At 43.0% G+C, this 12,321-nt stretch carries 13 protein-coding genes and 3 pseudogenes; 5 read left to right on the top strand and 11 right to left on the bottom strand.

Features of this window, described 5'->3' with window-relative positions; genetic code table 11:
• The 4 genes and pseudogenes from PWP39_RS08100 to shyA all read left to right on the top strand — a co-directional run.
• A pseudogene (locus tag PWP39_RS08100) lies at positions 1 to 91 on the top strand (IS6 family transposase); the annotation flags it as partial.
• 7 nt (positions 92 to 98) lie between these two features.
• Positions 99 to 578: pseudogene (locus tag PWP39_RS08105) on the top strand (iron-sulfur cluster-binding protein); the annotation flags it as partial.
• The gene (shyD, locus tag PWP39_RS08110; RefSeq protein ID WP_011012477.1) at positions 578 to 1,291 is read left to right on the top strand and encodes an NAD(P)-dependent hydrogenase/sulfhydrogenase 2 subunit delta; all 714 of its coding nucleotides are present in this window, start codon (positions 578 to 580) and stop codon (positions 1,289 to 1,291) included. The pseudogene PWP39_RS08105 and the gene shyD, both read left to right, overlap by 1 nt.
• A 2-nt stretch (positions 1,292 to 1,293) precedes the next feature.
• Positions 1,294 to 2,532, top strand: a complete 1,239-nt coding sequence (shyA, locus tag PWP39_RS08115) for an NAD(P)-dependent hydrogenase/sulfhydrogenase 2 subunit alpha (protein WP_011012478.1) — start codon at positions 1,294 to 1,296, stop codon at positions 2,530 to 2,532.
• On the opposite strand, the gene PWP39_RS08120 is transcribed toward shyA, so the two are convergent.
• The 9 genes from PWP39_RS08120 to gcvT form a co-directional block, all read right to left on the bottom strand.
• On the bottom strand, positions 2,529 to 3,884 hold the full coding sequence (locus tag PWP39_RS08120; RefSeq protein WP_011012479.1) for a bifunctional hydroxymethylpyrimidine kinase/phosphomethylpyrimidine kinase: 1,356 nt from the start codon (positions 3,882 to 3,884) through the stop codon (positions 2,529 to 2,531). The two genes, shyA and PWP39_RS08120, sit on opposite strands and share 4 nt — an antisense overlap.
• Positions 3,881 to 4,504, bottom strand: a complete 624-nt coding sequence (gene thiE / locus PWP39_RS08125) for a thiamine phosphate synthase (protein ID WP_288073422.1) — start codon at positions 4,502 to 4,504, stop codon at positions 3,881 to 3,883. The genes PWP39_RS08120 and thiE overlap by 4 nt, the downstream gene beginning before the upstream one ends.
• Positions 4,501 to 5,298, bottom strand: coding sequence for a hydroxyethylthiazole kinase (gene thiM / locus PWP39_RS08130; protein ID WP_011012481.1), 798 nt, complete (start codon positions 5,296 to 5,298; stop codon positions 4,501 to 4,503). The genes thiE and thiM overlap by 4 nt, the downstream gene beginning before the upstream one ends.
• A complete protein-coding gene (gene cytX / locus PWP39_RS08135; RefSeq protein ID WP_288073423.1) occupies positions 5,295 to 6,548 on the bottom strand; it encodes a putative hydroxymethylpyrimidine transporter CytX in 1,254 nt (417 codons plus the stop codon). Before cytX ends, thiM begins: the two co-directional genes overlap by 4 nt.
• Entirely contained in the window at positions 6,541 to 7,179 is a 639-nt protein-coding gene (locus PWP39_RS08140) for a TenA family protein (protein WP_288073424.1), read from the bottom strand. Before PWP39_RS08140 ends, cytX begins: the two co-directional genes overlap by 8 nt.
• Positions 7,169 to 7,813, bottom strand: coding sequence for a thiaminase II (gene tenA / locus PWP39_RS08145; RefSeq protein WP_288073425.1), 645 nt, complete (start codon positions 7,811 to 7,813; stop codon positions 7,169 to 7,171). Before tenA ends, PWP39_RS08140 begins: the two co-directional genes overlap by 11 nt.
• Before the next feature lie 90 nt (positions 7,814 to 7,903).
• Positions 7,904 to 8,572 carry a DUF257 family protein gene (locus tag PWP39_RS08150; protein ID WP_288073426.1) on the bottom strand — a complete coding sequence of 223 codons (669 nt, stop codon included), beginning with the start codon at positions 8,570 to 8,572 and terminating at the stop codon, positions 7,904 to 7,906.
• Positions 8,569 to 9,234 carry a DUF257 family protein gene (locus PWP39_RS08155; protein WP_288073427.1) on the bottom strand — a complete coding sequence of 222 codons (666 nt, stop codon included), beginning with the start codon at positions 9,232 to 9,234 and terminating at the stop codon, positions 8,569 to 8,571. Before PWP39_RS08155 ends, PWP39_RS08150 begins: the two co-directional genes overlap by 4 nt.
• Before the next feature lie 69 nt (positions 9,235 to 9,303).
• Complete coding sequence (gcvT, locus tag PWP39_RS08160; protein ID WP_288073428.1) at positions 9,304 to 10,500, bottom strand: glycine cleavage system aminomethyltransferase GcvT; 1,197 nt, start codon at positions 10,498 to 10,500, stop codon at positions 9,304 to 9,306.
• 124 nt (positions 10,501 to 10,624) lie between these two features.
• Between gcvT and PWP39_RS08165 the strand changes: the two genes are divergently transcribed.
• The gene (locus PWP39_RS08165) at positions 10,625 to 11,167 is read left to right on the top strand and encodes a hypothetical protein (protein WP_288073429.1); all 543 of its coding nucleotides are present in this window, start codon (positions 10,625 to 10,627) and stop codon (positions 11,165 to 11,167) included.
• Here the strand turns inward: PWP39_RS08165 and pepQ are convergent.
• Both pepQ and PWP39_RS08175 read right to left on the bottom strand, forming a co-directional pair.
• Positions 11,159 to 12,205 (bottom strand): Xaa-Pro dipeptidase PepQ, encoded by a 1,047-nt coding sequence (pepQ, locus tag PWP39_RS08170; RefSeq protein ID WP_288073430.1) that lies wholly within the window; start codon positions 12,203 to 12,205, stop codon positions 11,159 to 11,161. The two genes, PWP39_RS08165 and pepQ, sit on opposite strands and share 9 nt — an antisense overlap.
• Before the next feature lie 27 nt (positions 12,206 to 12,232).
• A pseudogene (locus tag PWP39_RS08175) lies at positions 12,233 to 12,321 on the bottom strand (IS6 family transposase); the annotation flags it as partial.

The following is a 12,321-nucleotide window of genomic DNA, read 5'->3' on the forward strand; positions in this document are numbered from 1 at the left end:
GTATAATTTTGTCAGAATTCATTCTAGTTTTGGTGATCCGCCTGGTGATGTTACTGAATGGCTTCAGGAGGTGATGCCCCAGTTATCCTGACAATATCGCAATAGACAGCGGAAAGTATGAGAAGATATACCTCTTCTACGGTACAAAAAGCTACGAGGATATCCTCTTTAGGGATGAAATAATTCACCTCCTAAAGCATGGGGAAAAGTTGAACTGCCACGTAAAGCTTGCTTACGAAGTAGAGACTCCTTCTTGTATCTACTTAGAAAGGGGCTTTTCGGAGAAGGTGTGCAAAGGAGTCGTAACTGACCTCTTCAGGGGAGAGGAGTTCGACGTTGAAAACTCTTACGCTTTAATCTGTGGCCCTCCTGTTATGTACAAGTATGTGATAAGGGAACTGCTAGATAGGGGATTGTCTCCAGGGAGAATATACATGACACTGGAGAGAAGAATGAGGTGTGGAGTTGGAAAGTGTGGTCACTGCATAGTTGGAACGAGTGTATCCATTAAGTACATCTGTAAGGATGGTCCCGTTTTCACTTATTGGGATGCTCTTTCCACAAGGGGGTTGATATGATGAAGTTGGGTGTTTTTGAACTTACGGACTGTGGTGGATGTGCGCTCAACCTACTATTCCTCTATGATAAGCTTCTCGACCTCCTCGAGTTCTATGAAATAGCTGAATTCCACATGGCAACTTCCAAAAAGAGCAGGGAAAAAATTGATGTTGCTTTGGTAACTGGAACTGTATCGACACAGAGGGATTTGGAGGTTTTAAGAGATGCAAGGAATAGGAGCGAATATCTGATAGCTTTGGGGACTTGTGCAACTCATGGAAGCGTTCAAGGAGTAATTGAAAACTCGAAAGAGGCTTACAGAAGAGTTTATGGGAATGGAAAGCCCCCAGTAAAACTCTTGAATCCAAAACCAGTGACGGACTATGTTCCCGTAGACTTTGCTATTCCAGGATGTCCATATGATAAAGAAGAGGTTTTCCAAGTTTTGATAGATATAGCAAAAGGTATAGAGCCTGTAGCTAAGGATTATCCCGTCTGCTTGGAGTGTAAGTTGAATGAATATGAGTGCGTTCTTCTAAAGAAGAGAATTCCCTGCTTAGGTCCAGTAACTGCTGGAGGGTGCAATGCGAAGTGCCCATCTTATGGACTGGGATGCATTGGGTGTAGGGGGCCTTCTTTGGACAACAACGTTCCTGGAATGTTCGAAGTTCTTAAGGAAATTCTTCCTGATGAGGAGATTGCTAGGAAACTAAGGACTTTTGCGAGGTGGTAGTTATGATAATCGAGCTTGATGAGTTTACTAGGGTAGAGGGGAATGGAAAGGCAGAGATAGTAATTGAAAACGGTGAGGTTAAGGATGCTAGGGTAAAAATCGTAGAAGGCCCAAGGTTTTTTGAGATTTTGACCTTGGGAAGAGATTATTGGGATGTTCCAGATTTAGAGGCCAGAATATGCGCCATCTGTTACATAGCTCATTCGGTGGCCTCTGTTAGAGCAATAGAAAAGGCCCTAGGAATAGATGTTCCCGAGAGCGTGGAAAAGCTTAGGGAATTAGCTCTTTGGGGAGAGATAATTGAGAGCCATGCACTCCACCTCTACCTCCTTGCCCTCCCAGATGTCTTTGGCTACCCAGATGCTATTTCCATGATACCGAGGCATGGAGAGTTAGTTAAGGAAGGTTTGACAATAAAAGCGTTTGGAAATGCCATCAGAGAGCTAATTGGTGGGAGGGAAATTCACGGAATAAACATAAAGCCTGGAGGTTTTGGAAGGTATCCGAGTGAAGAGGAACTTGAAAAGATTGCCGAGCATTCAAAATCTTTAATAAAGTTTGCCAGGAGGATAGTTGGAATCTTCGCTTCCCAGGAGGCGGGAGGAGCTGTTGGTGAAGTTCTAATGGCTACTTCAGACTACTTGTGGGGTGATGAACTAATCATTAATGGAGAGAGAGTCCAATATTATGAAGTGGACGAGGTTCCAGTCGGATACAGCTTTGCAAAGCACTCTTACTACAAAGGAAACCCCGTGTTTGTCGGTGCTCTTCCCAGGTTGCTCTTAAAGGGAGAGTCAATAGAAGGAGAAGCGGCGAGAATGTTGGAGGAGTATAGGGATAAGTTGGAGAGCAAGTATGTAATCTACAACAATCTGGCCCAGGCCATAGAACTTCTCTATGCCTTGGAGAGAGTTCCCCAATTAGTTGAAGAAATACTCAGCGAAGGCATTGAAAGAGGAAATGGTGAGATTTCCCAGGAGAGCGGAGAAGGAGTTGGATATGTGGAGGCCCCAAGGGGAGTCTTAGTTCACCACTACAGAATTGAGAACGGTAAAGTTGTGTGGTCAAATACAATAACTCCAACGGCATTCAACCAGCGCTTAATGGAGTTAAGCCTTCTAGAGGAGGCAAAGAGGCTTTATGGCTCTGAGTCTGAAGAAAATATGAAGAAGAGACTTGAGGTAATTGTAAGGGCCTTTGACCCGTGTATCTCCTGTTCAGTGCACTTCGTCAAGCTTTAAATTAACATCTTTATTTTTTCAAGGACTTCCCTTGGATTTCTACCAAACACCAATATCATTGGCTCCTTTCCTACATCCCCTAGGTGATAGATGATGTCGGGCCTTTCTTTTATCCTCTTTATCGCGGTCTCTATTCCCCAAGGTATCGTTGCTCCTTCTTTGGCCTTTATCTCCTCTGGTTCCTCTCTTCTATCGTAGAATGAAACTTTGAATCCCCTCTCCTGGGCTATCTCTATTATTTCTTCTATTATTTCTCTGGAGTATCTAATGTTTATGGCACTCCTGTACTCTGGGTAGAATCTCATGTAAGTGAGGACAGCCCTAGCTAGGTGGTCGCTTGCTCCAAACTCAACAGGGCCCACGGCCTTTACTGAGTTTCCGTACTTGACGATTCTCCCCTTAACCCCCGCAACGTCTTTAGTGCTTCTGGCGTAGGGAAGTGGAAGTGAGTAGACGAAGTTAGTTCCCACCTCTGGAATTAGCCTTACTGGATTAATGCTTTCGAATTCTCTCACTGCATTCGTTAACTCTTCATAAATTCTCCACTTCTCTGCAGGAATCTCTATCCAAGCTGATTGATTCACTGGGCAATGACCATGTCCTATCCTGTGGCCCATAGCTATGCCCAAGGTTATGAACTTCTTCGCAACTTCTATTGCCTCTTCTAATCCCAAACCTTTCGCTAGGTTTGCTGTTATGGCAGCGGAGAAGCTACATCCAGTACCGTGAGTGCAACCTTCAACTTTTGGGGCTCTATACTCCCTAAAAGTTCCATTGTGGTAGAGAACGTCAACTGCCTCCTCTCCCTCAATGTGTCCTCCCTTAACTATCACTGCCTCTGCTCCAGTTTCCTCTGCGATTTTCTTCGCAACTATCTTTGCATCCTCAACGCTTCTAATTTTCATCCCGCTCAGCTTTTCTGCCTCGAACCTGTTTGGGGTTACAAGCGTTGCCAAGGGGAGAATGTACTTGATTAAAGCATCTACCGCGTCCTCTCTAAGGAGGGGAGCTCCGCTCTTAGCTATCATTACTGGATCAACTACGAGTGGAAAGTCGTAGTTTTTCACGGTCTTTGCCACTGCTTTAATTATCTCAGCATTGCTTAGCATTCCTGTCTTTGCGGCATCAACCCCTATATCTTCGGCCACGGCCCTTATCTGCTCTGCCACAACTTCTGGAGGAATATCGTGGATTGCCGTAACTGCTTGGGTGTTTTGGGCAGTAACTGAGGTTATGGCAACTAGGCCGTGGACTCCAAAGGCTGTAAAGGTTTTTAGATCCGCCTCAATTCCCGCTCCTCCACCACTATCGCTCCCAGCAATTGTGAGGGCAGTCTTCACTAACCTTTTCATCCTAAAACCTCCTCTACGATTTTTCTTAACTCCTCTGTAGCCTTTCTAACATCTTCAGCACCCATAACAGCGGATATTACGGCTATTCCGTCAACTCCAGTCTTGAGAACTTCTCTCGCATTATCTTTATTTATTCCTCCTATTGCAACTACGGGAATTTTAACGCTCTCAACTATCTTTCTCAATCCCTCTAGGCCTATAACTCTCGCATCTTCCTTTGTCTTAGTTGGAAAGACGGAGCCAGCTCCTAAGTAGTCAGCTCCCTTTTTCTCAGCTTCCAGGGCCTCTTCAAGGGAGTATACAGATGCTCCTATAATTAGATTGAGTGCTATTTCCTTAGCTACTTCTATTGGCATGTCCTCGGGCCCCAGCTGAACTCCATCGGCATCGACAGCTAAAGCTACATCTACCCTATCATCGACGAAGAAAAGGGCGTCGTATTCCCTGGTTAATTGTCTTAAAGTCTTTCCAATCTCATACATTTCTCTTGTTGGGGCGTTCTTTATCCTCATCTGAATTGCAGTAGCCCCTCCTTCCAGGGCTTCCCTTACACTCTCAACTTCGGGCTTGAGTCTTCTGTCTGTTATAACGTAGAGCTTCAGCTTGTTCCTTAGGTTCATACTTTTACCACCTCAATTTTCTTTAGCCTTTCTACATCCTCTGGGGTTAGCAAGTAGAGCCAGTCGTAGAGCTTAGCATGGAAAGTTCCAGGGGCTTTTGCCTCTTCAGCTGCTTTTTCAGCTGCTACTTCAAAGACAACCAAGGATGAGACAGCTGAAGTTAGCGGATCATTTACTGCAACGAAGGCTCCAGTAAGTGCCGCTACTATACATCCTGTTCCCGTAACCCTTCCAAGAAGCTCGTGGCCATTATAGACTGCATAAACTCTTTTACCATCGCTTACATAGTCTACTTTACCAGTAACGGCAACAATTGTGGAAAATTCCTCAGCTACAGCCAATGCCAATTCTTTTGCTCTCTCTGGGTCATATGTGGAGGAGTCCACTCCCCTAGTTTTTCCTTCCTCTCCTAGCAGAGCGGATATCTCTCCAAAGTTCCCCTTGACTATGGTAGCTCCTATTTTTAGTACCTCTAGAGCTGTCTTCGTCCTAAGTCTCGTTGCACCGGCTCCTACTGGATCTAGTACAAGGGGTTTCCCATATTCTTTGGCTAGTTTTGCTGCTTTGATCATAGAATTTATCCAGAATTTGTCGAGAGTTCCGATGTTCACGACTACTGAATCAGCAATCCTTACCATCTCTTCGAGCTCTTCTTCTGCATGTGCCATGACTGGAGATGCTCCAAGGGCAAGGAGAGCGTTCGCTGTGGTGTTCATAACTACGAAGTTTGTAATGTTGTGGACTAGGGGCTTTCTTTCCCTAACCTTAGCTAAGGCCTCCCCGACGCTAATCATTCTCCCCACCTCTCAAGGAGGTAATATATTATGGCAGAGATCAAAAAGACTGGAATGCTTGCTCCTATTGAGTTGCCTAAATCGCTTAAGACTGGTACTTTCACTCCAATTAAGGCCTCCATTGTGAGTCCCAGGTAGAGGAGGAACCCAATTAGCCAACTGATTATTCCTCTTACCTTGACTTTCCTATCTTCGAGGAGTGACTCAACTTCATACCTTCCCTTATTTACAAGGAAGAAGTCCGTTATCATTATTGCAGCTAATGGGACGAATGCTCCTCCTATTAGCAGAAGGAAGGACTCGTACTTATCTACTGGGAACACTAAGGCTAGCAGAGTTCCCAGGACACCAACCAATATTACCTGGGTTTTTGCGTTTGCTCTCGGGTTTATATTCTTCCACGTTATTGCTGCAGAATATATGTCCATGAAGGTTGTGTTCAATGTTGAGACAAGGACCATTAGCATAGCTGGAATTCCAAGGCCGTAAGTGGCTATTATGCTTATTGGATCTGGTTGCTTAACAGCTATGTTGCTCAAGGCTCCCAGGAAGTAACAGAAGGCTGAACCGGCTAAGTGGCCGAGGTAAGTTCCCCAGGCTGCATCTCTCTCACTCTTCGCCATTCTTGAATAATCTGCTATCGTTGGAGCCCAGCTTAGGGGCATCGCTATTACAAGGTCGAGGGCTATTAACAATGGCAACCCTCCCTCTCCTGGCCTGTTCCAAAGTTCTGAGAATGAGTATTTGGAGAATATCACATAGAGAAGCCAAACGCTCAATATTCCCAGGAGGACTACTGAAAGCTTTTCAAGCCATCTCCATCTCTCAGGTCCAGAAAGGGTCCACAGCGTAACTAATATACCTAGGACTAATATCCATAGCCTATAAGTCCCTGGGAATATTACATCTAAGGCCTTCCCACCAACTATCAGCATTATTGCCGTCCATCCTATGAGCTGGAGATAGTTCAATATCGAAGGTAGAACTGATCCTTTACCTCCCAGGGGAGCTCTTGAGAGGACCATTGTTGGAAGCCCCGTTCTCTGCCCTTCTACAGCTATCAAGCTCATTACGGCATTTCCCAGGAGGTGGCCAAGGATTATAACGAGGAGGGCCTCTTTAAGCGAGAGGTAGGGAGTTAGTAGTGCTCCCGCCCAAATTACAGCTATTCCAAAATCAGCGCCAAACCATATTGAAAAGTTGCTCCAGAAATCGAATATTCTCTCCTTAACTGGCTTAATATCATACATTTTCTTCACCTCCGTAGGCTATGTCCCAGAATATCAGCTCAAACTTTGAAACTTCCCTAAACACCTCTTTTGCCCTTTCTCTCTCAAATTCTCCATGCTTTTCGGCCAAGGAGTTAAGAATTTCCTCAATCTTTTTTACATATTCTCCGAACTCCTGGGAGCTCCAGTGGTTTATAAACTCTTTATAGGGACTATCCCCCTTTAAATTTTCTTTAACCCATTTCCATGCCTCATAGTAGGCTTTCTCTTCGCAGTAAAAGGCTGTGAATCCCTCTAGAAAGCTTCCCAGGGAGGCAACGTTTAAGAGGTAGTTCACATAGGATTTTGCCCTCCAATCAATTTCTTCATTCAAAGAAACATCCAGCTCCTGGGCCTTTTTCTCAAACATCTCTAGCTCCTTTGAAATGTAGTATATTGATTCCGCGAAAAAGGGAAGGAGGTAGTCAGGAGCTTTTGCCATTAGTAGTGCCATAAACCTTAGAGCGTTCTTCACAAAGTAGTAGTCGTTGACCAGCCACTTTTCGAAGCTTTCTCTCCTTATTGTATTCTCTGCCACTTCTATGAGAAATCTATGGGGGAGAAACTTCTCCCAGATATCCCAGTTCTCCCTGAGGAGTTCTTCAGAAAACATCGCCACCCCTCCAGGCCATTTCCCAGAACGCAAGCTCAAACTTGCTCCCAGTTATGAATATTCTCTTAAGCCTCTCGTACTCTCCTCCCTGGGAATCAATTATCTCTCTCAGCCTTTTGACAAGTTCTAGGTATTCTTCGCTGAGGTAAACTTTACCCCACTCGCGGTAAATCTTTACAGGATTTCTCTCCAGCTTTTCTCTGTGGTATTCGGCAATCTCAGCGTAACTCCAGAAGCATGGGAGAAGAGCTGTCAATCCCTCAACCACACTTCCCCTGTAAGCAGTTGAGAGCATGAAGTCCATGTAGGCTGAATTTACTAGTGTTGGCTCAACCTTGATTGCATCTTCGAGCGTGAAGCCAAGTTTATGGAGTAAGCTTTCATAGTTTTTCATCTCTGTTGTTACCTCAGCTCTAGCAAGTTCGAGTATCTCCGCTATGAGAGGATATTCAGCTTTTGAAGCTATTACTGCTAAGGCTCTCGAAAGGCCAACTAGATAGTTGAAGTCTTGAAGGATGTAAAACTTGAACTTCTCGAGGGGAAGTGTTCCTTCGTAAAGTTGGACTACGAAATTGTGCTTGAATATCTTCTCCCATATCTCATTAACTTCCTCTCTAAGTCTGGTCGTTATCATAGTTAACCCCTAGAATACCTCCCACTATATTTTTATAACTCTTTTGTTACATTCAAAAACCAAGTTATAAAACATTTAAAAATAAAAAGGCTACAAAATTCCCCTGAGAATGTCTCTGAAGGAAATTGTTATCTTACTAATCTTGTTCTTTACGCTCCACTTATCCTTAACTAGCTCAAACGTTAGTATGTTCTTTTCTTGATTTATCCTAACTACTGAAGTGGCAATGTCCTCTAAGTGGTGCAAAACTATTGGTTTTGTTACTTTTAGGAGATTAGCCTCGATAAAGTAGAAGGCAGTTCTGTTTTCATTCCTCACGAAATCTTTAATCGAGTTGAGAAGCTTTGCAATATCGGTTGGGTTCTCGGTTAAGAGGAATAGTCTATCCAAGCCAAAAACTAGGTCTATAAATTTCTCCCTTGGCGCAACCTCTTCGAAAGCTTTGCCATACTCTAGAAGATACCTTGGAATATCGAGCTCAAATGGAATTCTCTTAACAATACCCTCTTCTTCTCCACTCCCTCCAATTTTTAAAATTTTGAGTTCAGGTGTCGCTATTCCCAGCATCTCCAAGTGTTTTGTGTATACGGAGAATGTATCAAGCACATCTTCGACAAGAATTGGCACATTAAGCTCTTCTCCAACTTTAATTATAATGGAAAGAAGGCTCTCAACTCCCAGGTAAGAATAGTTTTCCAGTAATACTGTCTCTCCAAAGAGCTTATCTTTGATAAAATCATTAAGAAGTTGGAATGTCATAGCTCATCACCCATGTCAATTGTTACTTCATTTCCCACCAGCTCGAGGTTCATGGTCTTGGGAATTTTGATGTAGGCCGTTGAGTGAACTGCTGTAATCTCACCTATAGTGCTTGCAATTCTCTCAAATTCGTGCTTCACTATGGGGTTTATAGAACTAAGGAGATTGGCATTCATCACGTAAAATGCTTTTCTTTTCTTATTTCCAAGGTACTTTTGAATGTCAGTAATGGAAAGATAAATTTCGAGGGGATTCTTCATTAGCATGAATAATCTTTCAAGACCAAATACAACGTTTATGAACCTTTCAATGTTTGAAAGTTGTTGGAATCCTTTTCTGTATTCTTGAACGTATATCCTGGGTTCAGAGACATCTTTTATATGAACTAAGACGTTTCCAACTTTCGTTTTTCCTCCAGTCTTTATCACGTAAACATTTTCAGAATTTAGAATATCTTTCTTTATCCCAAGAACTTTTAGTCGAGTAATTATGAGCGGTAGAGTATCAAAGTTGTCATCTATAACAAGTGGAAGGTTTCTGGCTTTTGCATACTCAGCTATCTTTAGAAGGACGAATTCGGGAGCAAAGGAAGTGTGGTACTCTAAAAGAACTGTCTCGCCGAATTGTATTGAATCTAATAACTCAAAAATGACATCATCCATTAGCATCCCCAAATAAATTAGGCAAGAAAAAATACATACCTTTTGGTTATAAAATGAAGAAGAAAGAAGTTACTCCTCCCTAAACAACCCATATTTCTTTGGATCATAGAACGGAGGAGTTACCGTTATCGCCTTCTTCCTTGTTCCTCTTATGTCAATTTCAATTTCAACTCCCGGCTTTGCGTACTCCTCCTTAACGAAGGCTATTCCTATTCCTATATTTAGTAAAGGAGACAACGTTCCACTTGTTACCTCTCCTATGATCTCTCCATTTGCATACACTTTGTATCCATCCCTTGGTATGCCTTTTTCAAGCATCTTGAAGTGGACGAGCTTCCTGCCCAGGCCTCTCTCCTTCTGCTTAAGGAGGGCATCCTTCCCAATGAAGTCCTTGTCCCAGTAGATGGCAAATTCCAAGTTTGCTTGTAGGGGAGTTACCTCATCTATGTCAGTGCTCAAAAGTTGGAGCTCCTTTGTGTCATTTCCATATAGGGTGTATCCTGCCTCAAGCCTCAAAGTGTCTCTAGCTCCCAGACCAGCGGGCTTTATTCCATATTTTTGCCCCTCTTCAAGTATCCTCTCCCAAACGTGAAGGGCTTTTTCGGGCTTGCCCCTCTTCTCCTCATCTGGATGATATGGGTTCAAGTCCTCTATGTAAACCTCAAATCCGTTCTCTCCAGTGTATCCACTCCTTGAGAGGAGCATCTTTATCCCATCAAGCTCAACCCATCTAGCCTGGAACCACCACATCTCGTTTATGTCTATGCCAAAGAGATCCATTGCTAAATCTCTAGCTTTAGGTCCCTGAACTGCGAACATAGCTATGTCATACGTCTTGAGCTCTATCTCAAGATCGAGCTTTGTAAACTGCTCTATGGTCTTCTTGAGGGAAGTGAACCAAGCGTAAAGCTTTTCGAATGCATCTGAGTCACAAATCATTAGGTATTCATTGTTGCCCATGTTAAACACTAGGGTCTCATCCTTTATTGCTCCCCTCTCATTTAGAACTAAGGTGTAAGTCCCACTTATTGCGGGAGGCTTACTAATATCGTTTGTTGTGGTATATTGTAGGAACTTAAGGGCATCTTTGCCCTTGAATAGTATTTCTCCCATATGAGAAACGTCAAAAACTCCCACCGCATTTCTCACAGCTAAATGCTCCTCCTTTATGCTTGAATACCATATTGGCATTTCCCAACCTGCAAACTCTTCTATCTTCTTTGCATGCTCCTTGTGCCAATCAAACAGGTGAACCCTTTTTGCCATGTAATCACCCCCCTTGGAAGTTTTACTTTCATAATATAATTTTTGTGCTTTAAATTTGCTTTTTGTTTCGACAATCTGACAAGAAAGAAAGGGATATAAACAGTTTTTTTAAACAAAGGATTTGATGAAAGGAATACTCCCCTATGTGATCTTTAGGTCAAAGAAAGGAACATTCGCTTTAGATGCCTACTTAGCTTTAAGGGTTGAGAAAGTTGAAAGAATAGCTACATTAATCAGAAAGGCTGAAGTTGTTAAAAGAGCTTTTGATATCCCTCCAAATGCCGACTTAACTCTTGAGGAGTTATCGGAGTTTTTGGAGTCTTCTATGGAAAAAATAAGGAAAAATGCTGGCGAATCTTTTGATAGAAGGTTAAAGAAAATTAGGAGATGGAACTTAGCGAGACTATTTGGAATTCCTACAGGTCACACAAGGCACATTGCCGAGGATGAGCACTTGTCAAGAGAGCATAGAGAGTCTTTACTCGCCTTAAGCATACTGGAGAACGTATGCCGAGGAGGGATAGAGCCCATAGGTTATGGAGTTGTTGAGGTAGAGGTTAAAGAAGGGAAAGTCTATATAAATGGAAAACTCGATCCAATATACACGGAGCTGATAAAAATTGATATGAAGGCAGCTTTAGCTCTGCTTGAAATACTCTCAGAGTAGGTCTCTTTCAGTTTTTGTTAATCTCTTTGCCCCGTTTTCCGTTATGAGAACAGTATCCTCAATTCTAACTCCTCCGAGCTTCGGAATGTAAATTCCTGGCTCTATTGTTATGACCATGCCTTCCTTTAGCACGGTTTCGTCGTACTGGCTAATTCTTGGCCACTCATGGATCTCAAGCCCAACGCCATGGCCTAAACTGTGGATGAAATAGTCTCCATAACCATACTCCTTTATTATTTCTCTTGCTATGGAGTCGAGCTCCTTTGCAGTCATTCCAGGTTTTGCTGCCTTGACGGCTCTCTTCTGTGCCTCTAAGACCACCTCATAAATTTCCCTCTGCTTTTCATTCGGAGAGCCTACGACAATTGTTCTCGTGATGTCCGAATTGTAGTGATTGTAGAGTGCTCCAAGATCGATAACGACTAAATCCCCCTTCTCTATCCTCTTGTCACTTGCGACTCCATGGGGGAGGGCTGATCTATGACCACTTGCAATTATTGTGTCAAATGCGGGCTTCTCCGCCCCGTTCATTTTCATCAAGTACTCTACTTTTGCTGCAACTTCCCTTTCTCTCTTTCCTTCTGTTATTTCCTCAATAGCAGCAATAACTGCTTTGTCAGCAATCTCACAAGCCTTTTCTATGATTTCTATTTCTTCTTTTGTTTTAATAATTCTAAGATCCTTTATAACGTCATCAATATTCTTAAACTCCTTAATTCCCGCTTTCTCCTTAAAGTTCTCAACCAAAGAATAGGAGAGGGTTCCTTCAATTCCGAGGGTTTTAGTATTTTTCAAGAAATCGTAGATTTCATCAAACTTCTTGAACTTTACAACGGGTAACTTACTTTCCTCTTTTGCCATCTCATACTCCAGCTCTGGAACGTAAAGAGTAGCTTCGTCACCGTCAACTATTATATATCCTCCTCCTAGGGGAGAAGTCCCAGAGAAGTAGTAAACGTTCACGGGCTTTGCTATGAAAACTCTGTCAATCGAATTTTCATCCATAAACTTAACAAGTTTTTCAAGTCTTTCTTTCATATAATCACCACACTCCCTAAGATACTGTCAGGATAACTGGGGCATCACCTCTTGAAGCCACTCAGTCACATCACCAGGCGGACAACCAAACCGAGAATGAAACCTAACAAAATTAT

The sequence above is a fragment of the Pyrococcus sp. genome, from assembly GCF_030153625.1.
GTDB lineage: Archaea > Methanobacteriota_B > Thermococci > Thermococcales > Thermococcaceae > Pyrococcus > Pyrococcus furiosus.